Source organism: Winogradskyella thalassocola, assembly GCF_900099995.1.
Classification (GTDB): Bacteria; Bacteroidota; Bacteroidia; order Flavobacteriales; family Flavobacteriaceae; genus Winogradskyella; species Winogradskyella thalassocola.
Genome location: NZ_FNCZ01000001.1, coordinates 1,570,159 through 1,595,087, shown reverse-complemented (window position 1 = coordinate 1,595,087; position 24,929 = coordinate 1,570,159). Strand labels below are relative to the sequence as shown.

Annotated in this window: 27 protein-coding genes; 23 read left to right on the top strand and 4 right to left on the bottom strand. The window is 33.6% G+C overall.

The features are described 5' to 3' along the window. Window positions 1-197: 197 nt before the first annotated feature. The 6 genes from BLT80_RS06530 to BLT80_RS06505 all read left to right on the top strand — a co-directional run bounded on the left by BLT80_RS06530 (window position 198) and on the right by BLT80_RS06505 (window position 6,567). Window positions 198-401, top strand: a complete 204-nt coding sequence (locus BLT80_RS06530; RefSeq protein ID WP_092466752.1) for a membrane or secreted protein — start codon at window positions 198-200, stop codon at window positions 399-401. A gap of 6 nt (window positions 402-407) precedes the next feature. Next, on the top strand, window positions 408-1,520 hold the full coding sequence (locus tag BLT80_RS06525; protein ID WP_092466751.1) for a glycosyltransferase: 1,113 nt from the start codon (window positions 408-410) through the stop codon (window positions 1,518-1,520). Further along, window positions 1,511-2,056, top strand: a complete 546-nt coding sequence (locus tag BLT80_RS06520) for an RNA polymerase sigma factor (RefSeq protein WP_092466750.1) — start codon at window positions 1,511-1,513, stop codon at window positions 2,054-2,056. Before BLT80_RS06525 ends, BLT80_RS06520 begins: the two co-directional genes overlap by 10 nt. Window positions 2,057-2,408: 352 nt before the next feature. Then, window positions 2,409-3,281, top strand: a complete 873-nt coding sequence (gene lipA / locus BLT80_RS06515) for a lipoyl synthase (protein ID WP_092466749.1) — start codon at window positions 2,409-2,411, stop codon at window positions 3,279-3,281. Next, window positions 3,281-4,297 (top strand): type I glyceraldehyde-3-phosphate dehydrogenase, encoded by a 1,017-nt coding sequence (gap, locus tag BLT80_RS06510; protein WP_092466748.1) that lies wholly within the window; start codon window positions 3,281-3,283, stop codon window positions 4,295-4,297. The genes lipA and gap overlap by 1 nt, the downstream gene beginning before the upstream one ends. 29 nt (window positions 4,298-4,326) lie before the next feature. Beyond that, window positions 4,327-6,567, top strand: a complete 2,241-nt coding sequence (locus tag BLT80_RS06505; protein ID WP_092466747.1) for an ATP-binding protein — start codon at window positions 4,327-4,329, stop codon at window positions 6,565-6,567. Here the strand turns inward: BLT80_RS06505 and lpxK are convergent. Beyond that, the gene (gene lpxK / locus BLT80_RS06500) at window positions 6,560-7,558 is read right to left on the bottom strand and encodes a tetraacyldisaccharide 4'-kinase (RefSeq protein ID WP_092466746.1); all 999 of its coding nucleotides are present in this window, start codon (window positions 7,556-7,558) and stop codon (window positions 6,560-6,562) included. The two genes, BLT80_RS06505 and lpxK, sit on opposite strands and share 8 nt — an antisense overlap. Before the next feature lie 40 nt (window positions 7,559-7,598). On the opposite strand from lpxK, the gene BLT80_RS06495 reads away from it, so the two are divergent. The 3 genes from BLT80_RS06495 (at window position 7,599) to msrA (ending at window position 10,274) form a co-directional block, all read left to right on the top strand. Further along, window positions 7,599-8,693 (top strand): Nif3-like dinuclear metal center hexameric protein, encoded by a 1,095-nt coding sequence (locus BLT80_RS06495; RefSeq protein WP_092466745.1) that lies wholly within the window; start codon window positions 7,599-7,601, stop codon window positions 8,691-8,693. A gap of 2 nt (window positions 8,694-8,695) precedes the next feature. Continuing rightward, window positions 8,696-9,481 (top strand): zinc ribbon domain-containing protein, encoded by a 786-nt coding sequence (locus tag BLT80_RS06490; RefSeq protein ID WP_092466744.1) that lies wholly within the window; start codon window positions 8,696-8,698, stop codon window positions 9,479-9,481. Window positions 9,482-9,611: 130 nt separating this feature from the next. Further along, complete coding sequence (msrA, locus tag BLT80_RS06485; protein WP_092466743.1) at window positions 9,612-10,274, top strand: peptide-methionine (S)-S-oxide reductase MsrA; 663 nt, start codon at window positions 9,612-9,614, stop codon at window positions 10,272-10,274. 57 nt (window positions 10,275-10,331) lie between these two features. Here the strand turns inward: msrA and BLT80_RS06480 are convergent, their stop codons facing one another. After that, window positions 10,332-11,219 carry a carboxypeptidase-like regulatory domain-containing protein gene (locus BLT80_RS06480; RefSeq protein ID WP_139181025.1) on the bottom strand — a complete coding sequence of 296 codons (888 nt, stop codon included), beginning with the start codon at window positions 11,217-11,219 and terminating at the stop codon, window positions 10,332-10,334. 72 nt (window positions 11,220-11,291) lie between these two features. Continuing rightward, the gene (locus BLT80_RS06475) at window positions 11,292-12,092 is read right to left on the bottom strand and encodes a class I SAM-dependent methyltransferase (protein ID WP_092466741.1); all 801 of its coding nucleotides are present in this window, start codon (window positions 12,090-12,092) and stop codon (window positions 11,292-11,294) included. A gap of 42 nt (window positions 12,093-12,134) precedes the next feature. Here BLT80_RS06475 and BLT80_RS06470 point away from each other — a divergent pair, with 42 nt between their 5' ends. After that, a complete protein-coding gene (locus tag BLT80_RS06470) occupies window positions 12,135-12,824 on the top strand; it encodes a hypothetical protein (protein WP_092466740.1) in 690 nt (229 codons plus the stop codon). Between the two features lie 160 nt (window positions 12,825-12,984). Here the strand turns inward: BLT80_RS06470 and BLT80_RS06465 are convergent, their stop codons facing one another. Continuing rightward, on the bottom strand, window positions 12,985-14,382 hold the full coding sequence (locus tag BLT80_RS06465) for a sensor histidine kinase (protein WP_092466739.1): 1,398 nt from the start codon (window positions 14,380-14,382) through the stop codon (window positions 12,985-12,987). Window positions 14,383-14,535: 153 nt separating this feature from the next. Here BLT80_RS06465 and kynU point away from each other — a divergent pair, with 153 nt between their 5' ends. From kynU to BLT80_RS06405, 13 genes are all read left to right on the top strand, one after another. Then, window positions 14,536-15,810: a kynureninase gene (gene kynU / locus BLT80_RS06460; protein WP_092466901.1), complete on the top strand. Its 1,275-nt coding sequence runs from the start codon at window positions 14,536-14,538 to the stop codon at window positions 15,808-15,810. Between the two features lie 66 nt (window positions 15,811-15,876). Next, window positions 15,877-17,274: an FAD-dependent oxidoreductase gene (locus BLT80_RS06455; RefSeq protein ID WP_092466900.1), complete on the top strand. Its 1,398-nt coding sequence runs from the start codon at window positions 15,877-15,879 to the stop codon at window positions 17,272-17,274. A gap of 126 nt (window positions 17,275-17,400) precedes the next feature. Then, window positions 17,401-17,526, top strand: a complete 126-nt coding sequence (locus BLT80_RS20380; protein WP_262508022.1) for a hypothetical protein — start codon at window positions 17,401-17,403, stop codon at window positions 17,524-17,526. A gap of 64 nt (window positions 17,527-17,590) precedes the next feature. Then, window positions 17,591-18,025, top strand: a complete 435-nt coding sequence (locus BLT80_RS06450; RefSeq protein WP_092466738.1) for a RidA family protein — start codon at window positions 17,591-17,593, stop codon at window positions 18,023-18,025. Window position 18,026: 1 nt separating this feature from the next. After that, window positions 18,027-18,650: a hypothetical protein gene (locus tag BLT80_RS06445; protein WP_092466737.1), complete on the top strand. Its 624-nt coding sequence runs from the start codon at window positions 18,027-18,029 to the stop codon at window positions 18,648-18,650. Continuing rightward, window positions 18,651-20,090: an aldehyde dehydrogenase gene (locus tag BLT80_RS06440; protein WP_092466736.1), complete on the top strand. Its 1,440-nt coding sequence runs from the start codon at window positions 18,651-18,653 to the stop codon at window positions 20,088-20,090. Window positions 20,091-20,126: 36 nt separating this feature from the next. Beyond that, window positions 20,127-20,444 (top strand): GIY-YIG nuclease family protein, encoded by a 318-nt coding sequence (locus BLT80_RS06435; RefSeq protein ID WP_092466735.1) that lies wholly within the window; start codon window positions 20,127-20,129, stop codon window positions 20,442-20,444. Window positions 20,445-20,479: 35 nt separating this feature from the next. Next, window positions 20,480-21,262: an SDR family oxidoreductase gene (locus BLT80_RS06430; RefSeq protein ID WP_092466734.1), complete on the top strand. Its 783-nt coding sequence runs from the start codon at window positions 20,480-20,482 to the stop codon at window positions 21,260-21,262. 27 nt (window positions 21,263-21,289) lie between these two features. Then, the gene (locus tag BLT80_RS06425; protein ID WP_092466733.1) at window positions 21,290-21,826 is read left to right on the top strand and encodes a 3-hydroxyanthranilate 3,4-dioxygenase; all 537 of its coding nucleotides are present in this window, start codon (window positions 21,290-21,292) and stop codon (window positions 21,824-21,826) included. Window positions 21,827-21,983: 157 nt separating this feature from the next. Next, a complete protein-coding gene (locus BLT80_RS06420; protein ID WP_092466732.1) occupies window positions 21,984-23,069 on the top strand; it encodes an amidohydrolase family protein in 1,086 nt (361 codons plus the stop codon). 41 nt (window positions 23,070-23,110) lie between these two features. Further along, a complete protein-coding gene (locus BLT80_RS06415) occupies window positions 23,111-23,752 on the top strand; it encodes an O-methyltransferase (RefSeq protein ID WP_092466731.1) in 642 nt (213 codons plus the stop codon). Window positions 23,753-23,763: 11 nt separating this feature from the next. Further along, window positions 23,764-24,543, top strand: a complete 780-nt coding sequence (locus BLT80_RS06410; RefSeq protein WP_092466730.1) for a HipA family kinase — start codon at window positions 23,764-23,766, stop codon at window positions 24,541-24,543. Continuing rightward, window positions 24,533-24,925, top strand: a complete 393-nt coding sequence (locus tag BLT80_RS06405) for a DUF3037 domain-containing protein (protein WP_092466729.1) — start codon at window positions 24,533-24,535, stop codon at window positions 24,923-24,925. The genes BLT80_RS06410 and BLT80_RS06405 overlap by 11 nt, the downstream gene beginning before the upstream one ends. Window positions 24,926-24,929: the final 4 nt, after the last annotated feature.

Sequence of the window (24,929 nt, the reverse complement as noted above, 5' to 3'; positions counted from 1 at the left end):
AAACTTTATTTAGTAATAAGACACCACATCAGCAAGTTAAGTCACACCAAAATGAGCAAGGAAATAAATGTAAAAGCATTATCTTTGCAATAAATTTAAGCATTTAAGTGAAACATTCTGAGATTTAATAATTTAATACTTAGGGAATTATTAAGGATGTTCCATCTGGCAATTAAAATAAATATAGATATAAACAGATGAAATTACTATTACTTACATTAGGATTATTAGCTCTTGCAGTAGGAGGAATCGCTATAAAAATATGGGCAAAAAAAGACGGTAAATTTGCAGGTACTTGTGCCAGTCAAAACCCTATGCTTAATAAAGACGGTGAAGCATGTGGTTTTTGTGGAAAATCGCCAGACGAATATAAAGACTGTAGCGAACCTCAACATTCTTAAGCATTAATGACAATTCCCTCAATACTATTTTATGCCTTTTTTGCTGTTACTGGTATTCAAATTGCATATTATCTTAGTTTTCTTTTCTCTTTTAGTATCACACGTGCCGAGACGCAACTAAAAAAGCACATCCCAATATCTGTGATTATCTGCGCTAAAAATGAAGCAGAAAATCTAAAGAAAAATATTCCACTAATACTAAATCAAGACTATTCAAATTTTGAAATTGTTTTAGTTAACGACAGTTCGTTTGACGATACATTGGAAACTATGAAAGCTTTTGATGCTGAAAACAACAATATTAAACTTGTGGATGTAAAAACTAATGAAGCCTTTTGGGGAAATAAAAAATACGCACTTACCTTAGGTATTAAGGCTTCTAAACATGATTTTTTAGTATTTACTGATGCGGATTGCACTCCAAACTCTGAACAGTGGCTGGCACAAATTAGTAGTCATTTTTCGAATGATAAGTCTATCGTTTTAGGGTATGGAGCCTACGCCAAAAAGAAGTTTTCATTTTTAAACAAGCTTATACGATTTGAAACCGTAATGACAGCTTTACAGTATTTTTCTTATGCAAAAATGGGAACACCTTATATGGGCGTTGGTCGTAATATGGCGTACAGAAAAGAGCTATTCTTCAATAATTGTGGATTTAACAATCATATGTCTATTAAATCTGGTGATGACGATTTGTTTATAAATGAAGTGGCAAAAGCTTCTAACACGTCACTATGTTTTACAACAGATAGTTTTACAATTTCTGAACCGAAAACAAGTTTTAAAGCATGGATTCTTCAAAAAAGAAGACATATTAGTACAGCTAATTTTTACAAATTGAAGCATCAATTTTTATTAGGCTTATTTTATATCACGAACTTACTATTTTGGATTTTGGGAATTTCACTATTAATCATTGGGTTTTCTTGGCCTTGGATCATAGCCTTAATTGGCTTACGCTTTGTGATTCAATGGTTATGTTTTGGATTTACAGCGAAGAAATTTAAAGAGACAGACCTTATTATTCTCATGCCAATACTAGAATTATTTCTCATTACTACACAATTAAGTATCTTTATAGCTAATCTGATATCTAAGCCAAAACATTGGAAGTAAAAGAAGCTATACACAAAGCAAAAAATAATAACCAAATTGCATTCAAATTTCTCCTAGACACCTATTGGAATGACGTCTATGCATTTCAACTGAAACGCACCATGAACGAAAATGATGCTGAAGACATAACCATTCAGACATTTTCTAAAGCTTTCGATAAGATTGACACGTATAATGACGATTATAAATTTAAAACTTGGCTAATCACTATTTCGAAAAACATTCATATCGATTTAGTCCGAAAACAGAAAAAAACAATCAACAACACGTCTAAAGATAACGAAGATCACTATTTTGATATCATTGATGATTCACCTACACCTGAGGATAAGATTATTACAGAGCAGAATCTCGCCAATCTTTTACGTAATATCAAAAAATTAAAACCTCATTATCAAGAAGTTATTAACTTAAGGTATTTCCAAGAGTTGAGTTATAAAGAAATTTCAGTGGAATTAAAAGAGCCTATCAATAACGTGAAAGTTAAACTTTTGAGAGCCAAAAAATTATTAGCTGAAATTATTATTAAAAGCTAACAGCTTTAATATTAAAAATTGGATCAATATTTAATCTTTGCCACGAGAGCCATCGATGTTTATCATCTAGCACAAACAACCAGAGCATCAGCAGATTGAATTGAATCTTTAACTAGATATTCAGAGTCAATATTATACTTTTTACTTTTGCTTCTGAAATAAGTAGAATTCTAAAAATACGACTATACCTTCGTTAACCACGCCTCTAGATGAGAGATTTAGTAAAAAACTTCTATTTATAGCTTGGTTAGAAATCATTTTTATAACCAGATTTAGCATCTAGCATCTCTCTATACTATAAACTAGTTTTATTATTTACTTTGTATCTTTGCCCTTAGAAATTGATAATTGCATGGACACAAAAGTTGCTTCAAATATTTTACCAGAACGTAAACCAAAATGGTTAAGAGTAAAATTACCTACAGGCAAAAAATATACAGAACTTAGAACATTAGTTGACAAGTATAAATTAAATACAATTTGTACGTCTGGAAGCTGCCCAAACATGGGCGAATGTTGGGGAGAGGGAACAGCAACGTTTATGATTTTAGGAAACGTTTGTACGCGATCTTGTGGATTTTGTGGGGTAAAAACAGGACGACCAGAAACGGTAGATTGGGATGAACCCGAAAAAGTAGCACGATCTATAAAATTAATGCAAATTAAGCATGCCGTTTTAACAAGCGTTGATCGCGATGACCTAAAAGACATGGGAAGCATAATGTGGGCTGAAACTGTAAAAGCCGTAAGACGCATGAATCCTGAAACTACGCTCGAAACATTAATTCCCGATTTTCAAGGCATAGAAAAACACATTGATCGTATTATTGATGTAGCACCAGAAGTTGTATCTCACAATATAGAAACCGTAAGACGCTTAACACGAGAGGTGAGAATCCAAGCACAATATGACCGCAGTCTTGGTGTTTTAAAATATTTGAAAGCACAAGGACAACGCAGAACCAAATCTGGAATTATGCTAGGCTTAGGTGAAGAACGTGAAGAAGTTATTCAAACACTTCACGACTTAAGAGCGCACGATGTAGATGTTGTAACGATTGGACAATATTTACAACCAAGCAAAAAGCACTTACCTGTAAAACAATTTATAAACCCAGATCAATTTGATGAATATAAAGCCATTGGTTTAGAGTTAGGCTTCAGGCATGTAGAAAGTAGTGCCTTAGTAAGATCTTCGTACAAAGCTCAAAAACATATTAATTAATGATTACTATAGCCATTAACGGTTTTGGTAGAATTGGCCGTCGTGTATTTAGATTAGCTCTAGAGCATCCAGAAATTCGTGTGGTTGGTATAAATGATTTGGCTGATGCAAGAACGTTAAGCCATTTATTAAAATATGATAGTATTCATGGTGTTTTAAAAGACACTGTTTCATATGATGAGAATCATATCATTGTTAATAACGTTTCAATCCCATTATATAGCGAATCGCATCCAAAAAACATTAATTGGTCTAAAGTACAACCCGATTTTGTAGTAGAATCGACAGGCAAATTCAAGACAAAGGAAGATCTTCAATATCACATTACCAATGGAGCGAAACGTGTTATTTTATCTGTTCCAGCTCTGGAAGATGATATTAAAACCATTGTTTTGGGTGTTAACGACCAAAGCATAGATGGTACAGAAACCATTCTATCAAATGCTTCTTGTACCACTAATAATGCTGCACCAATGATTGCTTTAATAAAAGCGCATTTAGGTATAAAGCAAGCTTACATAACAACGATACATTCGTACACTACAGATCAAAGCCTGCACGATCAACCTCATAAAGATTTAAGACGCGCGAGAGCCGCAGGACAATCCATTGTACCAACCACTACAGGAGCAGCTAAAGCTTTGACAAAAATATTCCCTGATTTATCAGAGGTTATAGGTGGTTGTGGCATTAGAGTTCCTGTTGCGAACGGTTCATTAACGGATATAACAATAAATGTTGAAAAGCCGACTTCAATTAAAGAAGTGAACGCCATTTTTAAAAATGCAGCAAATAACGAATTAAAAGGTATTCTAGAATATACCGAAGATCCTATTGTATCAATTGATATTGTTGGCAATCCACATTCTTGTATATTCGATTCTCTAATGACCTCAGTTATAGGTAATATGGTAAAAATAGTTGGTTGGTACGATAATGAAACAGGTTACAGTTCTAGAATTTTAGATTTAATCTGCAATTTATCGGACAAAAAAGCACGTTTGTCGAATAAATAATTATATTTGTTTAAATTAAAGTGAGCTGAATGTCCCAGATCAAATACTACATATTTGTTTTTTTAGCATGTTTCGGTAGTCTTATTTTCGCGCAGCAAGACAGCGTAGAAGATAAAGACATGCTTACTTTGAGACTTAATGAACATCTAAACCAAGCAAAACTAGACAACGATCGTGGCAATTATTATAATGCCAAGGATAATTTGGATAAAGCATTGGTTATCGCAGAAAAAATTGACGACAAAACTAGTCAAGGCACAATTCACACAAAAATAGCTAAAGTTGAGTTTTACGTTGGTGAGGAAGACCAAGCTACCATTTCTCTGAGTAAAGCTATTCAACTGCAACGTGAGAATAATGATTATAGCAACCTAGCGGTTACCTATAATATTAAAGGTGTAATATTTAGCACACAACAAAAATACGACAAAGCTTTAATCTATTATGAATCGGCCAAAAATCTATTTGAACAAGTTGATTTAGAGGAATACATCTCAGACGTTACCCTTAACGAAGCTAAAGCATATATAGCACAAAAAAAATATGAAGAAGCTAAAACGAAACTCGAAAAAACAACAATCATAGCTAAAAAATACGGTCAGAAGCGTCGTTTGAGTAGTGCATTGATTCAAAGTGGAAAAGTATATAGCGCTCTTGATAATTCAAAAATGGCTTTATCTCAAACCGAAGAAGGTTTAGCTATTGCCCAATCTCAAAAGATTATTGAAAATGTAAACGAAGCCTATGTAACACTCAGTGATATCCATGAAAAAAATGGAAATTACAAAAGGGCTCATGATTATATAAAAAAACACATTCATTTATCTGATTCTATATTAAATGTAAAGCGAGAAAACATCGCAACTGGCATATCTAGCCAATCCATTAATAATTATAAGGACGCTGAAAATGCCCAATTAAAAGCACAAATAGACGAAGTAAAAGCAGATAGTGCATTTACAAGGATTACAACAATACTGAGTATCGCATTAATTACAATCTTATCATTATTAACGTTATCATTATATAAGAACAATAACATAAGACTGAATACCAACACTATGCTTCATAAAAAGAATGATGAGCTTATTGTTGCAAAAGAAAAAGCAGAATTAGCCTCAAAAACTAAAGCTAACTTCTTATCTACCGTTACTCATGAGTTACGGACACCATTGTATGCTGTAACAGGACTTACTAATATGTTATTGGATGAAGATCCAAAAGAACATCAAGTACCACATTTAAAATCCTTAAAATTTTCTGGAGATTATCTATTAACCTTCATCAATGATATTCTTCAAATTAATAAAATTGAAGCCAATAAAGTTGAAATAGACCCAGAACATTTTAATCTTAAAAACAAATTAGAAAACGTAATCTCGGCTCTTAGTAACTCTGCTAAGGATCAAGACACTCAAATTCATTTTGATTATGAAAATGGTTTACCAGAAACATTTGTTGGTGACCAGTTAAAGATTTCCCAAATCCTAATCAACCTACTTGGAAATGCTATTAAATTCACAAAAGATGGCGACATCTGGGTGAGAGCGTATAAAGTTGATCTAAAAGACGATGTGTACAAGCTTCGCTTCGAAATTGAAGATAATGGTATTGGTATTACAAAAGAAAAACAAGAACATATGTTTGAGAGTTTCTCGCAAGGTTCTGTACAAATTAACAGAAAGTATGGAGGTACTGGTTTAGGTTTATCTATTGTAAAAGGACTAATTCAAATTCTTAAGGGAACAATTCATTTAAAGAGTGAGCTTGGTAAAGGCACAACATTCTTTTTTGAAATTCCATTAAAGTATGATGAAGCTGTAGACAAAACTGAAGTAGTAGAAGTTAAAAAAGTAAATAAGATGGAAGGATTAGATTTAAGTAACGTTAAGATTCTAATTGTAGAAGATAACAAAATCAATCAAATGATTACCAAAAAGATTCTAAACAAAATGAATCTGTATTGTGATGTGGTTGATAATGGAGAAGCTGCTGTAGAAAAAGTTAAAGAAGTGACATACGATGTCGTTTTAATGGATATTCATATGCCAGGTATTAGCGGATTAGAAGCCACAAAGATCATTAGAACATTTGATAAAGAGCTTACCATTTTTGCACTAACAGCAGTGACATTAGAAGACAAAATGCACGAGTTTGGCGAAGCTGGTTTTGATGATATAATTTCTAAACCGTTTAAACAAGACGATTTTGAAGATAAATTGCACGCAGCATTATCTGGAGAAAAAATAGTATCTAGTTTCTTTAGTTAACAAAGGCTTTAACTGCTGCATTAAATTGTGCTGCCTTATCTATTTTTATTTCAATAGGTATGTAATACAATTTACCATCTAAACTTCTATGATTGCTTAACCTCACATAATCCTTTTCTGTTGTAACTATTAATGATTTTGAAGCCAAATTTTTAATATCAGTAGCTCTAAAATTATAATGATCACTAAATTCTAGATGGTCAAATTTCAATCCCTTCTCAACTAAAAAATCAACCAATGGTTTCGCATTGGCAATTCCTGTAACTAAGGTAAATTTCGGAAGTTTTGTTAGCTCTAACGAATCTGATTCTGATAGCACCTCTGAAGCATAATCCACATAGCTAAAAAATAAGTGCTGATTATTTTTAATATTTAACCTCGAAGCAATTTCCCCCTTTTCCCCTTCCGAAATGTTTTTATTACACTTTGTAATCACAATTAAATCTGCGCGTTTTGCACCAGATCTAGGTTCTCTCAAATTACCAGATGGCAAAACAATATCCTTATAATACAGATTATTGTATGCGGTTAAAAGAATATTAAAACCGGCTTTTACTTTTCTATGTTGAAAAGCATCATCTAATAACACAACTTCTGGTAGCGAGTTTAAAGTTCTAAGTTTTGCAATTCCATTTTGTCGGTCAGCGTCAACAGCAACGGTTACATTACTAAACTTTCTATAAAACTGAAAAGGCTCATCTCCAATAGTATCTGCACTCGCATTTTTATCTGCTAAAACAAAACCGTCTGTTTTACGTTTATAACCTCTACTTAATGTGGCAAGCGACTTTTCATCTTTTAAAAGTCGAATTAAATATTCTATCATTGGTGTTTTCCCTGTACCACCTGTACTTAGGTTTCCTACACAAATCACAGGAAAATCATAAGACTTAGACGGTTTAATTCCTACATCATACAACCAATTTCGCAACCAAGTAATTACGAAATAAATAGGTACAATAGGAAACAATATGATGCGGATAATCTTCACGAGTACTAAATTATATTATTTTTGAAACAAATATACACTTATGATTATACAAGACGTAATTAATCATTTACACAACTTAGCTCCTTTAGCTTATGCTGAAGATTTTGATAACGTAGGACTTTTAGTCGGTGATAAAAAGCAAAATGTTTCGGGCATTCTTGTCACATTAGACACGCTTGAATCCGTTGTAGATGAGGCCATTCAAAACAATTGCAATCTTATTGTCAGTTTCCACCCTATTATATTTTCGGGTTTAAAAAAATTAACAGGAAAAACTTACGTAGAACGTGTGGTTATAAAAGCCATTCAACATAATATTGCTATATTTTCTATTCATACAGCTTTAGACAACGCTCTACAGGGCGTTAATTCAATTATATGCGATCGATTGGGATTAACAAACAAAAAAATCTTAATTCCGCAATCTGGTACAATTAAAAAATTACAAACCTATGTCCCAAAAGCAAACGCCGAGGCATTAAGAACTTCGTTATTCAATATTGGTGCAGGGAGTATTGGCAATTACGAATCGTGTAGCTTTAATGTTGAAGGAGAAGGCACATATTTAGGAAATGAAGATTCTAATCCTGTAATTGGAGAAAAGGGTAAATTACATACTGAAAAGGAAGTAGCGATTTCGATAACTTTCAAAAAACATTTAGAATCTAAAGTTTTAAAAACGCTTTTTGAAGCGCATCCTTATGAAGAGGTTGCTTATGAAATTTCGACCTTAGAAAACACCAACCAACATATAGGAATAGGCATGATTGGGGAGCTAGAAAATGCCATGGAAACCGAAGATTGTCTCAATTTTATAAAAAATAAAATGAATACGGAATGTATAAAACATTCAAAATCTTTAAATAAACCTATTAAACGCATTGCTGTTTTAGGTGGGTCTGGCAGTTTTGCTATTTCGGCTGCAAAAGCGGCTAATGCTGATATTTTAGTCACTGCAGATTTAAAATACCATGATTTTTTTAGTGCGGAAAACGACCTAGTATTGGCAGATATTGGACATTATGAAAGCGAACAGTTCACAAAATCGTTTTTAGTAGACTATCTCTCAAAAAAAATCACTAATTTTGCAATCATTTTATCAAAGACAAATACAAATCCGATAAAGTATCTATAATTATGGCAAAAAAAGCTGAAGTTTCTGTTGAAGAGCGGTTAAGAGCACTATATGATTTACAATTAATTGACTCTAGAGTAGACGAAATAAGAAATGTCAGAGGAGAACTTCCTTTAGAAGTTAGAGATTTAGAAGACGAGGTTGAAGGACTTAACTTAAGAATGGAAAAGCTAAATGATAGCCTAACTATTGTTGATGATGAGATTAAATCTAAGAAAAACTTAATCGAAGAAGCTAAGACTTTAATCAAAAAATATAGTGAGCAGCAGAAAAATGTTAGAAATAACAGAGAATACAACTCACTGACTAAAGAAATTGAATTTCAGGAATTAGAAATTCAATTGGCTGAAAAGCACATTAAAGAATTTAAAGTTCAGATAGAGCAGAAAAAAGAAGTTATTTCTGAAACTAAAGATCGTTTAAAGGACCGTACTGCGCATTTAAAGCACAAAAAAGGAGAGCTTAATGAAATTTTGAAGGAAACTGAAAAAGAAGAAGAAGCACTTAACGATAAGTCTTTAGATTTTCAAAAGAAAATTGATGAGCGTTTAGTAAAGGCTTACCAAAGAATTAGAAACAACGTTAAAAATGGTTTAGCTGTTGTTGCTATTGAGCGTGGAGCATCTGGAGGTTCTTTCTTTACAATTCCACCACAAATACAAGTTGAAATTGCTTCTCGTAAAAAAGTAATTACTGACGAACATAGTGGTCGTATTTTAGTTGATGCTGATTTAGCAGAAGAAGAAAAAATAAAAATGAATAAATTATTTGCTAAGCTTAGTAAATAAATATTCTACACATCATATATCTAAGCCTTTGCATTTGCAAAGGCTTTTTTTTTATTTAATATAATTTTATGATAATTTAAACTAAGGATATGCATTTTTCAACGACTACTTAATTAAAGAAAATTAAAGTATGAAAAAGTTACTCAGTATTTTAACGATATCCTTAGTGTTCAGTTGTCACAACCAAGCACAAACAAACCCAAAGCAACAAGCTGCAATAGATGCAGAACCCGTAGTTGTCCCTTTAATAGATGGTAAAGCAAGAGCCTATTTTGCAAGTGGCTGTTTTTGGTGTGTTGAAGCCGTTTTTGAAAGCGTAAAAGGTGTTGAAGAATCTATTTCAGGATATGCTGGCGGACATACAGAAAACCCAACTTATGAAGCAAGCAACACTGGTAGAACCGGACATGCAGAAGCTGTAGAAATTATTTACGATCCTGAAGTCGTCAGTTTTGCAACTTTAGTTGATGTCTATTTTGGATCACAAGACCCAACACAAGTTAATGGCCAAGGACCTGATCATGGCTCGCAATACCGCTCTATTATATTTTATCAAAATGATGAACAAAAGAAAATCATTGAAGATAAAAAAGCTACTTTAGCTAAAGAATTAGATGCTACTATAGCCGCTGAGGTTTACCCGTTTCAAAAGTTTTGGGTTGGAGAAGATTACCACCAAAATTATGAGCGTTTACACCCTGACCAAGGCTACATAAGAAACGTATCTATTCCGAGGTTAAATAAATTTAAAGCTAAGTTTCCTGAGTTGTTAAAAGACAGTGGAAAGCATTAATACTTAACACCTGTCAGGTTTTTAAAATCTGACAGGTCTTAAAATATTTAAAAAATCTTATTCCAAAATATACTCAACCTCAACACCTATCATGGGATTTAAAACTCCCACTTTAGTGCGTTTCGGATTTTTATACTCAATAGATCCATCTCTCCAACCTGAGTTATGATAATTAGACCACGTCTGTAACGTTTTATCTTCTGTAAATGTATACCTATACATGGGACCAAAATAAGCGTACTTTTTAACCTTACCATATGTATTCACCATTTCTACACCTACACACATTCCATTTTTAGGAAACAGAATACCAAAATCTTCAACATTAACCCATAATCTGTATTTTTTATTTTTAGGTTGAACGTATATATTTTCATTATACATTAATTTTCCTGGTGCATTAGCAATAGAATCAAACTGATAAAATTTCACATTAAAAGTGGCTATATATTCAGCATCATTTCTCTTTTTTAGGTTGATGTAAACCCCATTTACTTTTCCTGTTTTGTTTTCAGGGTTCTCGATTAAAACAGCCGTTTCATACCCAATTAAAGACGTCACACTCTGATTGCCCTCACGCTGTTCACCTAAAATTTCCTTTTTACCATATTTTAATTTTTTACTAGAAATAAGAACCTCATCTAAACCTTCTGTTTTTGGCGCTAATAAAACGTTATAAATCAAATCATCTTTAAACAAATTGACGGGTATAAATTGAGACTCATACCCTATTGTTGAAACTTTTAAAGTATCGGTATCTACGTTTTTAACAGTCAACTTAAAACTTCCAAATTCATCTGAGTACGTTCCTTTTCCATTCTTTAAAACGATATTTGCATACGCTATGACTTCACCTGATAAAGAATCTTTTACAACGCCATTAATGGTTTGAGCATTAATCATGCTGATACTAAACAGAACAATTAAAAGTGTATTTATTTTCAAATTTGTTTTTTATATTTATAATTCATTGAATACTAACGGTTTTTAAACTTAAAACACCAGAAGCGATTCCAACTACATTTTTGTCGCCTTCAATTCAAAAATCATAGGAAATAATTGATTTTTCATCTTATACATCCCGAATTCCGTTTTTATTAAATCTGGAAACACATCATAAGGACTTTCATCATGCTCATTGAGATAATCAATTTGCAATCCAGCTTCAATAAGTGAATTAACAACCTCGCTTAAGCCGTGATTCCAACCATACTCTTTACTCACCATTTTTGAATCTTGATTGGCATAAGTCCCTTCATATTCGTCATAAATCACTTCATCTTGACTGTAATGATATGTCATTTTTGGCTGTCCATCTACATAATCAAACATCCATGCAATGGGATGAAATTCTACAATATAAAATGTTCCTCCTACGTTTAAGCGTTCAGCAATCATTTTTGCCCAAGGCTTTAAATCTGGCAACCAACCAATAGTTCCGTAACTCGTAAATACAATATCAAACGTCTCAGAAATATATTTAGAGGTCTCTAAAACATTACAGCACACAAATTCTGCATCGAGTTGTAATTCGGTGTTTAATTGCTTTGCTAATTTCACACCTTCATCACTCAAATCTACACCTGTACACTTTGCTCCCATTCGACTCCAACTCAACGTATCTTGACCAAAATGGCATTGCAAATGCAATAGCGACTTCCCGTTTACATCACCCAACGCCTTTAACTCATAAGGCATCAAAGAAGTTTTTCCTTTCTTAAAAGCATCAATATTATACATTTCACTTTGAGCATGTATGGCTACCTTTTTGTTCCAAGTGGATTTATTAACTTCAAAATAATTAGTGTCGTCTTTCATGGTTGATTAATTTAGCGTGTAATTTACTATATCTTTTTTAATATGAAGTCACTATATCTAGGTCTCATCTGTCTGCTACTTGTTTCAAGCTGTAAATCCGACCCAAAACAAACAAGCTTAAAAGTCGATACAAAAGAATTATCCATAGCTGAAAAAATTGCAAACGCTCATGGTTTTGAACAATGGAAAAATGTATCAGAAGTCAAATTCACCTTTCAAGTAGATACCGACAGCAGAAGAGGAAAAGGACGATCTTGGTCTTGGTATCCTAAAAGCGACGAAGTACTTTTTGAATCTTTACATGGAGAACAACGATATTCCAGAAAGCATATGGACAGTACACAAATAGCCAATGATAGAGGCTTTATTAATGATAAATTCTGGCTTTTGGTTCCCTTTCAATTGGTATGGGACACCTCTGCTAGAATTTCTGAAACAACAAAAGCACAAGCTCCAATTAGCAAGACAGAATTAAATAGGATAACCCTTACTTATTCTAATGAAGGTGGTTATACACCAGGCGATGCTTATGATATTTTTTATGATGAGCAATTCATTATAAGAGAATGGACTTACAGAAAAGGAAATTCGCCAGAACCCTCACTAACTACAACTTTTGAAAATTATAAAGATTACAACGGCATTAAAATAGCGACAGATCACAAACAAGAAGGTGGCCAATGGAATTTGAATTTCACGGATGTCAGTATTACTTTGGATGATCAGAAATAACACTGTATTTTTGCAACCTATAATGTAAGATTCGTGTTTTAAGTTTTAACTTAAAATGCATAGCTTACATTTTCCGCCTTAGGGCGCCTATATATATTTAAAGCACTTCAATTTTTATATTGAAGTGCTTTTTTTTGTAGAATACTTATAAAATCAATATTTAAGAAGGGTTGGTATTTTCCAAATCTACAGCTATACAAAAACTGAAGGCCGTTCCTTCACCAATTTCACTCTCCAATACCAAATTTCCGCCTAACATTTCTATATATGCTTTGGATATAGATAAGCCAATACCCGAACCATGAAGCGCCTGTCTATTTGCAACATCAACTTGATAAAAAGGAAGAAAGATAGTTTCTATTTTATCTTCTGGAATACCGACACCCGTATCTTTTAGGTGAAACCTTAATTGAGAAGTACTATTATCGAAACCACAACTAAGCAAAATGCTATCTCCTTTTGATGTATACTTCAATGCATTTTCAATTAAATGCTTTAACACCGCAGTTAGCTTATCGCTATCAGAATTTATTTGAAAATCCTTTTCCGAAATAAAATTGTTTAAAGTAAACTGAACCTGCTTTAATTCTGCTTGAGGTAAAAACGCTTTATACGTAGCCTCTATACAATCGTTAACATTAAACAACGATGTTTTAACAGTCATATGTCCGGTTTCAATTTTAGAGATATTTAAAATATCTGTAATAACATCTAATAACTCGTTACCGCTACCCTCTACGACTTTAACATATTCTTGGTACTCTTCATCGTCTTCATGATATCCTTTTAAAAGTTCAGCACAACCCAAAATACCATACATTGGTGTTCTAATCTCATGACTCATATTAGCCATAAACGCAGATTTTAACTGATCCGATTGCTCGGCACGCTCTTTTGCAATGACGACATTTTTATGCTTCTCAAGAAGCTCTTCCTGCAATTCATTTTCCTTTAATAGCACGTTATGCAAACGATCAATTAAAAACGAAACTGAAAGAACAGTAAGCATACCAAAAAGCACATTATTAATAAAAACTACAAATAACACTTCTATTGGAGACTCTGTAAAAAACCGAATATCTATCCACTTAGCATAATCAATGAATAATACAATCCCATAAAATATTGCAGATACTATAACAGAATTAACACCCGCTTTTTTTCCACTATAAAGTGTTATTAAAACACTTAGCATAAAGAGTAAAATTGTGCCACTACCATTAAGCCCTAAATCAATAATTAAAGCAAAAGACAACACAAATAAATTGACAGAAAATATTGTTTTCTTTGTTGTTAAACGCATTTGTTTATTAAAAACCAAAAACATCATAACCAACACAGCTACTGTATCTATAACAAAAACAAACCATTTATCTAATGCAACAGCCATACCTGCACTAGGGATATAAGACAATAAGCTTAAAGCAAGGGTTAATATTAAAATAGAAACAAACAATTTATCTCTAAAATATGATAAATCTTCTTTCTCTTTTTCATTAGAAAAACCGCTATACTTAATATACCATTGGCGATAGGACAACCAAAGTTTTTTTAGCATATACAAAATAATTATTGACTTTAAACTTAGCCAGGAAAATATGCGCAAAACTATTTAATTCTTTTTAATTCCCTACTACTTTCTACATTAATCGATTAACGGAAATATCATATAATTATGCTATTTTTGTTACAAACCGAAAAACCTTTCAAATTGTCCAACTACAAACCAGGTCTTGACTACGCAAAAAAACAAGACGCTTTAGACGAATTATCCCAGTATCGAACACAATTCCACATCCCTAAAGACAAAAACGGAAACGAACTTATATACCTCTGTGGCAACTCCTTAGGACTTCAACCAAAGTCTACAAGAGCATATATCAATCAAGAATTAGAAGACTGGGCTAATCTTGGAGTAGAAGGACATACAGATGCCAAAAACCCTTGGTTACCTTATCATGAATTTTTAGCTGAAGCAACAGCAAAACTGGTTGGAGCAAAACCTATTGAAGTTGTTACGATGAATTCCTTAACAGCGAATCTTCATTTTATGATGGCTTCGTTTTACAAACCAACTAAAGAACGTTATAAAATTCTCATTGAAAGTGATGCCTTCCCTTCTGATAAATATGCTGTAGAATCGCAATTACGCCATCATGGTTATGATGACAAGGAAGGTTTAATTCTTTGGAAACCAAGAGAAGGTGAAGAATTATTAAATTATGAAGATTTAGAATCTATACTAAAAACACACGCTAAAGAAATTGCATTAATAATGATTGGTGGTGTCAATTATTACACAGGTCAATTTTTCGACTTTAAACGTATTACAGATCTTGGTCACAGTTACGGATGTAAAGTTGGATTTGATTGTGCACATGGTGCAGGAAACGTTAATTTAGACTTACATAATTCTGGAGCCGATTTTGCCGTTTGGTGTACTTACAAATACATGAATTCTGGACCAGGAAGTTTGTCGGGATGTTTCGTCCATGAGCGACATGCTTACGACAAAGACCTCAACCGATTTACAGGTTGGTGGAGCCACAACAAAGACACACGTTTTAATATGCGACATGAGTTTGATGTGTTACCAGGAGCCGAAGGCTGGCAATTGAGCAATCCTCCAATTTTATCAATGGCCGCCATTAAAGCGTCTTTAGATATGTTTAATGAAGTTGGTATTGATAAGATCATTAAAAAATCAAAAAAACTAACGGGTTATTTCGAGTATTTACTGAAAGACTTAGGAGAAGACACCATAAGAATTATCACACCAGAAAATCCTGATGAGCGTGGTTGCCAACTCTCCATTCAAGTTTTAAAGGCTGATAAATCATTACACGATAAATTAACCGAAGCCGGAGTCATTAGCGATTGGAGAGAACCAGATGTTATAAGATGTGCACCAGTGCCATTGTATAATTCATTTGAAGATGTTTATTTGATGGTTGAAAAAATGAAAGTTATTTTGAATAAAAACTAAATGTCACCTCGAGCGCAGTCGAGAGGTCAAATTAGGTCTCGACTGCGCTCGACCAGACAGAATACTATGAAGAAACAAGAAAACATACTAATCATCGGAGCAGGACTCTGTGGAAGCCTATTAGCATTAAGACTAGGCCAAAGAGGCTATAACGTCACTGTGTACGAAATGCGTCCAGATTTAAGAACCACAGATATTTCTGCAGGTCGCTCCATCAATTTAGCATTTTCGGATCGTGGAAATAAAGCCATGAAACTCGTTGGTATTGAAGATAAAGTGAAAGCATTATGCATACCTATGAATGGCAGAATGATCCACGACAAAGAAGGCAATACGTTTTTATCTAATTACAGCGGAAGAGATTATGAATATATCAATTCTATTTCTAGAGGTGAACTCAACGGTTTACTTTTAACAGAAGCGGAAAAGCACGACAATGTCACCATTCATTTCAACAAGAAATGTAACTCTGTAGATTTCGAAAAAACCACAGCCTTATTTCAAGATTACAATTCTAAAGAAGAGTTTATTGAAGATGCAGATTGTATTATCGCCGCAGATGGAGCTGGCTCAGCATTACGAAAAAGCTATTATTTAAGTCATAAATTCCTATTCAGTTTTTCCCAAGAGTATCTAAGTCACGGTTATAAGGAACTAACCTTTTTACCAAAAGAAGATGGTGGTTACAAAACCTATAAAAATGCGTTACACATTTGGCCAAGAAGTAGCTTTATGCTTATCGCTTTACCAAATTTAGACGGTAGTTTTACAGTCACTTTATTTTTAAGTTACAACGAAGGAGAATACAATTTTAATAATTTAACCACACCAGAAATCGTAACGGAATTCTTCCAAAAAGAATTCCCAGATGCTTTAGAAATCATGCCTAATTTGGTAGATGATTTTTTCGAAAATCCAACAGCCGCTTTAGGAACCGTAAAATGTTCCCCTTGGCATTATAAAGGCAACACCTTATTAATGGGAGATTCAGCACATGCCATAGTTCCATTTTATGGTCAAGGTATGAATGCTTCGTTTGAAGATGTCGTTGAATTTGATAAAGTACTAGACCAAAATCTTGACAATTGGGAAGCTACATTTGAAGCTTACGAAAAAAACAGGAAGAAAGATACAGATGCCATTGCCGATTTAGCTATTGACAATTTCCATGAAATGAAAGGTCATGTTGCGAATCCAATATTTCAAGAAAAACGAAAAATTGAAATGGCTTTAGAAAAAGAATTCCCAAATCAATATTCATCAAAATATAGTTTGGTTACCTTTAATGAAAACATTGGTTATAGAGAAGCCATGTTAAAAGGACGAGCACAAGACAAGGCTATTTTGAATATGTTAACTGATAACATTATGTCATCCGATGATGATTTGAAGGACATCTTAGATAAGGTAAACGTAGAAACGGAAGCAATTTTAGAAGACGATCGGATTGCGGGATTGCATTAGCTGTTAGTTGTTAGCTGTTAGCTGTTAGCTGTTAGCTGTTAGCTGTTAGCTGTTAGCTGTTAGCTGTTAGCTGTTAGCAAAGATTAAAATATAACTCGGGAAGAAAACAAAAATCAACAAAAGTTAATGTCCCATATTCCGATATTATCGGAAGCAACGATTTTCAGAAATAAAGAGCGAAGAAGCGAAACTGCGAAGCGAAGCTTCAAGCATGTAGCTTCGAAAGCGAGTGGTGCTTTAGCAATTTCATAATAAATCGTTTTGAATTTTTGGTTCGTTTTGTTTCAAGACAAAATGAACAAGTAAAAAAGAAAACATGAGTAAAACAAATGATAATATTCCTGCTTCTGTAGGAACAGGAGTAACACCAAGAGGAGCGTATCCACACGTAAAACATGTCGGAGATTTTATTTTCGTATCAGGCACAAGTTCTCGTCGACCAGATAACACCATTGCAGGCGTCGATATTATAGACGACATGGGAACAAAACGCTTAAATGCCTATACACAAACCCAAGAAGTCTTAAAAAACATCGATAAAAACCTTCAAAAAGTTGGAGCTAGTTTAAAAGATGTAGTTGATGTCACCTCGTTTTTAGTCAACATGAATGACTTTGCCGATTATAACAAAGCTTACGCAGAGTTCTTCGAAAAAGAAACAGGACCAACTAGAACAACAGTTGCTGTGCATCAATTACCACATCCAGATTTGGTGGTTGAGATAAAGGTTATGGCTTATAAGAAATCTTAAAATGAAGAAAATAGTTTTAATCTTATTTCTATTTGTCAGCTGCTATTCATTTGCAGATGCAGGCTATGCCTATCGTTTTCATTTAAATCTTGTATCTGAAAAAGGTGATACACTAAACGGATACTATTATTTATACACTGAAAATGAATTTAGAAGAAATAACGATTTTAAAGAATTTTTAGGTAAAGATATTATTACTTTATATTCTTCAATTTCAACTATATCCATAGGAAACCTAGCTTTAGATTTTACAAAAACTGAATTCAAAAAAACAATAAATCTTTCCGACTATTGGAAAGTAAGTATAAACGATTATTTAGATTTTGGAGTGACAGACAGAATCTTTGAATTAACTGATGCGGAATATGATTTAATCAAAATCAATCAACCTAATTCCGCAGGAATCTACAACGAAAATTATGCTGAAAATTGTAGTACAATACTAATGACCTGGAATAAAGATACTGAATTATTAAACCATAGAAATGACATTTCAGAAAAAATAAAGTCCTTTGAAGACGATTTCACCAAACATAATGATGAACTCAGTAATTATTTTAAAGAAAAAAAAGAATCTCTACTCAATAAAGGCATATTATTAATATTTCATTGTGATGCACTATAAATGAAAATTCAAAACTACATAAACGGAAAATTCCACGACCCAATTCAAGATAATTGGATAGATAACTACAATCCATCTAATGGTGAAGTTTACGGACAAATACCTAACTCATCAAAAGAAGATGTTGAAAATGCCTATATCGCAGCAAAATCTGCTTTTCCAACTTGGAGTAAAACGACACTAGAAGAACGAAGCAGAATCTTAATTAAAATTTCAGAATTACTAGAAGCTAACTTACAGCGTTTAGCAGAAGCAGAAAGTAAAGATAACGGGAAACCTGTCAGTTTAGCAAAAGTGGTTGATATTCCAAGAGCTGCAAGCAACTTTAGATTCTTTGGAAATGCGATTACACAATTTGCAAGTGAAAGTCATGAATCCGTAGGACAACAAGCCATAAATTACACCTTACGCCAACCCATTGGTGTTGTAGGCTGTATTTCACCTTGGAACCTTCCACTCTACTTGTTTACTTGGAAAATTGCACCAGCGCTTGCTGCCGGAAATTGTGTGGTTGCCAAACCAAGTGAAGTCACTCCAATGACCGCTTATTTATTAGGCGAAATTTGCAATGAAGCTGGCTTGCCAAAAGGCGTATTAAATATTGTTCACGGTCTAGGAACCTCAACAGGACAAGCCATAATTGAACATCAAGATATTAAAGCCATTTCATTTACAGGAGGCACAGCAACTGGAGCGCACATTGCCAAAGTAGCTGCACCAATGTTCAAAAAATTATCTTTAGAATTAGGAGGGAAAAATCCAAATCTCATTTTTGCAGATTGTGATTATGAAGACATGCTTAACACAACGGTCCGCTCATCGTTTGCTAATCAAGGGCAAATTTGTTTATGTGGCAGTCGTATTTTTGTTGAAGCCTCTATTTATGAGAAATTCAAAAAAGATTTTGTAGCTAAAGTAAAAGCATTAAAAGTTGGACATCCTTCGAATGAAGACACCAATATTGGAGCATTAGTATCTAAACCTCATTTAGAGAAAGTAAAAGAGTATATTGAAATCGCTAAAGAAGAAAACGGAATTGTGTTATGTGGTGGTAATGAAGTTACTATTAAAGGTTATGAAAACGGTTATTATTTAGAACCAACAGTTATTGAAGTTCCTAATGACGACTGCAGAGTGAACCAAGAAGAAATTTTTGGACCAGTAGTCACCATTATGCCATTCAATACTGAAGACGAGGTTTTAGAAATGGCCAACAAAGTTAAATACGGACTTTCAGCGACATTATGGACCAATGATTTAAAACGCACCATGAAATTAAGTCACCAATTACAAGCAGGAATTGTTTGGGTAAACACTTGGATGATGCGCGATTTAAGAACCCCTTTTGGAGGAGTAAAAGCTTCTGGAGTTGGACGCGAAGGTGGATTTGACGCTTTGCGTTTTTTTACGGAAGCTAAGAATGTTTGTATAAAGTATTAATTAAATGTCACCTCGAGCGCAGTCGAGAGGTAGCTTATGAAAACCTATTATGTTTACATATTACAATGCTCAGACAACCTCACTTATACAGGAGTAACAAATAACATTTCAAGACGTTTTGAAGAACATCAAAAAGGATTAAACAAAAATTGTTTCACATATAAAAGAAGACCTTTAAAATTAATATTTCATCAAGAATTTAACGATATTGAACAAGCAATATTCTTTGAAAAGAAAATAAAAAAATGGAGTGCAAAGAAAAAATATGCTTTAGCTAAAGGAGATTATGATTTGTTACAAATTCTATCTGAATGCAGAAATGCAACACACTCAAATTATAATCCCGAAAACTAGGCAGGTCTCGACTGCGCTCGACCAGACAAAATATTATGGATTTACAATTAAACAACAAATACGCACTAGTTTGCGGAAGCACAGCAGGAATAGGAAAAGCAACAGCACTAGCTTTAGCGGCAGAAGGTGTACAAGTAACCCTAATTGCTAGAAATGAAGATAAATTAAAAGCTACACTAGCCGAGTTACCTCAACAAAGACAACACGATTATATCGTAGCTGATTTCTCTAACCCTTCAGATTTAAAATCTAAAGTTTCAGATTATATTTCTAAACATCACGGGTTTCATATTTTAGTAAATAATACAGGTGGCCCAAAAGGTGGTCCAGTATTCTCTGCCGATGTTGAAGAATTTGAATCCGCTTTTACGCAACATTTAAAATGTAATCATGTCTTAGTTCAAACGGTAGTTCCTTTTATGAAAGCTGAAGGTTATGGTCGTGTCATCAATGTGATTTCAACCTCTGTAAAACAACCTTTAGATGGTTTAGGTGTTAGTAACACCATTCGTGGTGCAGTGGCTAACTGGAGTAAAACCTTAGCCAATGAATTAGGGCAATTTGGTATTACAGTGAATAACGTTTTACCTGGCGCTACAGGAACAGAACGTTTAGCTGAAATCATAAAAAACAAATCAGCAAAAACAGGGAACACTGAAGAAGAAGCTGCTAATGCTATGAAAAGTGCTGTACCAGCCAAACGTTTCGCAAAACCAGAAGAATTAGCTGATGCTATTACTTTTTTAGCAAGTGAACGCGCCGCTTATATTAACGGAATTAATCTTCCTGTTGATGGTGGACGAACAAAATCTTTGTAACTTTATAGAGAATAAAAAACAAAAATCATGAGTAAAATATATCCCCCCATTAATTTCAAAGCATGGATAGATGAAAACCGGCATTTATTAAAACCACCTGTTGGTAACAAAGTGGTTTGGAAAGATGGTGATTTTATTGTGATGGTTGTTGGTGGGCCTAACAGCAGAAAAGATTATCACTATAATGAAACACCAGAGTTTTTCCATCAAATTGAAGGAGATATGGTTTTAAAAATCATTGAAAATGGTGAACCAAAAGATATTCATATTAGAGAAGGTGAAATATTTCTTTTACCACCAAAAGTTCCACATTCACCGCAACGTGAAGCCAATACCGTTGGTTTAGTTATAGAATACCCAAGAGATAAAGGTGTTCAAGATGCTTTACTTTGGTTCTGTGAAAACTGTACTACCAAATTGTACGAAGAAGATTTCACTGTTGAAAATATTGAAACCGATATGCCTATAATTTTCGACAAATATTATGGAGACAAGGATAAACGTAAATGTCCGAATTGTGGTGAGGTAATGGAACCACCAGAAAAGGTGAAGATCGATAATTAAAGGTCGGTTGATTTTCCGAAAAGGAAAAACTCTAAATTCATAAAACAGAACTAACTAAAGGGTTCAATAATAAGTTGAATTCCAATCAATAAGGTTCCTGCTTTCGCAGGAATGACAAAACGAGATGCTTTGACTGCGCTCAGCATGACAACTACATATGACTAAACGAAAACTTAGAATAAACGGCCACTCACATTTACTTCCATATCCAGAGGAAATTCCTCAATTTATGCAAGATAAAGGGATTTTTTGGGTGGACAAAGATCGAAAATTCATGCTTCAAAAAGATTGGAATCGACCAATTACGGATTCTAGTTTTTTCTTAAATGAAAAGTTAGCATGGATGGAGCGTTTTAATATTGACCATGCTGTTGTTTTAAACCTATCGCAACTTTATGGAAATGGGCTTCGTGTTGAGGAGATGAAACAAGCCTTACGTTTTCAGAATGATTTTAATGCCAAAATCCAACATAATCATCCAAGTAAATTTACCTGTGGATTTGTTGTTCATCCTGGGTTTGTTAGAGGAGCATGTTGGGAAATTGAACGTTGCGTTGAAGTTTTAGGCCTTCAACTTCTATGTTTACCAACCCATTACATGGATACTATTGGGACATGGCGTTGTATTTTTGACGAAGAAAACGAGCCTATTTTCGAATTAGCGAACAAATACAATCTTGCTGTTGAAATCCATCCTTACGATGGAGAAAAATTCATAAAACTAGAAAATACCTCTTGGAGATTTCACTTAATATGGATGTTGGCACAATGTGCTGATGCATATCACTTCTTAACTTTAAATGGGTACCAAGACAAATATCCTAATATGCGTACGTGTTTTGCCCATGGTGGACAATTGGCACAAATCAACTTAGGGAGACGTATTCAAGGCTTTGATGGTCGTCCAGATTTATTTGAAGGCAAAAGTCATCCTAGAAAAGCCGTTGGTCATAAAAACATATTCTTTGATACATTGGTACACGACACAGGTGGCCTAGAACTATTAATTAGAAATCAAGGCTCTAAACAAGTCTTAATGGGATTAGATGACCCTTATCCATTGGGTGAAATGGAAAGCGAAAAGCAATCTTCTTACCCTGGAAAAATAATAGATTTAGCTATAGAGCGCGAGATAATTACAGAGACCGAAGGTGATGCTATTTGGGAAGACAACGTTATTCAGTGGTTATGTGGAGATGATGGAGCTGCTAAAAAGAAATTAGTCGATAGGATTTTATCCTAGTGGTTTCCCTTATCCTATTCCTATAATTAAAATTATTATGTATGCATTTCTTACCTGAAAACTTAGATAAATATGTAGTTGACCATTCTGAACAAGAACCTAAACTACTACAACAGCTTACTAGAGAAACGTATCAAAAAGTATTACAACCGATTATGCTTAGCGGACCTTACCAAGGTCGTGTATTGAGTATGATATCTAAGTTAATTAGACCAAAATCTATTTTAGAATTGGGCACATTTACAGGCTATGCTACATTATGTTTAGCCGAAGGAATTCAAGAAAATGGCACGCTTCATACTATAGATGTTAACGAAGAATTAGTTGATTTTCAGAGAACATATTTTGATAAATCTGAATATGGAAAACAGATTATTCAACATACAGGAAGTGCTTTAGATATTATCCCTCAACTAGACGAGACATTTGATTTGGTCTTTATTGATGCAGACAAACCAAACTATTCAAATTATTTTCATTTAATAATAGACAAACTAAATAAAGGAGGTGTTATTCTTTCAGATAACGTATTATGGCATGGAAAAGTTGTAGAACCTTTAGATGAAAAGGATAAATCAACCAAAGCCGTTTTAGATTATAACACACTTCTTAAAAATGATAAACGTATTGAAACCGTTCTTCTGCCCATAAGAGATGGTTTAACGATTAGCAGAAAAATATAACCTCGCAGATTATGAGTAAAATTGATATAAGAACCGTTGATGTTGTTAAATACATCACCCCTTTAAGAGAAGGTGGTTCTTTACCTGCTATTATTGAAGCTAGTGATGGTTTTCTATATGTTTTAAAGTTTAGAGGAGCTGGCCAAGGTACAAAAGCATTAATCGCAGAATTTATTGGAGGTGAATTAGCCAGAGCCATTGGTTTAAAAGTTCCCGAATTAGTTTTTTTGAATTTGGACGATTCCTTTAGTAAAACGGAACCGGATGAAGAAATACAAGATTTACTAAAATTTAGTGTGGGTCTAAATCTAGGATTACATTACCTAAGTAGTTCTATAACTTTTGATCCTTTAGTTTCTGTTGCAGACGCACTAACCTCTTCTAAAATAGTACTGCTCGATAGTATTATTAGCAATATAGACAGAACCGTAAAAAACACTAATTTATTAAATTGGAATAAAGAATTATGGGTTATAGATAATGGTGCTAGTTTCTATTTTCATCATAATTGGGACACATGGGAAAATCATCTCACTAGAACGTTTCCTCTTATTAAAGATCATGTGCTTTTAGAGCGTGCTTCACTTTTAAACGAAGCCTCTAAAACCATTATTGATATGCTTAATGAAAGTACCATTGAAGATATCATCTATAATATACCTGAAGATTGGCTGATAAATGAGTCTGATTCCTTCACACCAAATCAAATGCGAAAAGCCTATATTGAATACTTAAATTCAAGACTCTCAAAAATTGACACCTTAGTAAAAGAAGCTGAAGATGCAAGATAAAGTTACTTTTGAATATGCCATTATTAGATTGGTACCTAAAGTTGAACGTGAAGAGTTTTTCAACATTGGAGTCATTTTATTCTCTAAACGAAAGAAATTTCTAGGAGTTAAATTTAAAGTCGACGAAAATAAGTTAAATGCCTTTTCATGCGAATTAGATTTAGACGCCTTAAATAGTTACTTAAAATCTTGGGAATTAATTTCTAAAGGAGATGCCTCTGGCGGAGCGATTGCGCAGTTTGAATTGTCAGATAGATTTAGATGGTTAGCTGCCTCTCGCAGTACGGTTATTCAAAGTTCTAAGACGCATTCTGGGTTAACAGACAATCCTGAACTTGAATTACAATCTATTTTCAAAAAACATGTTTTAGTTGCAGATTGACACC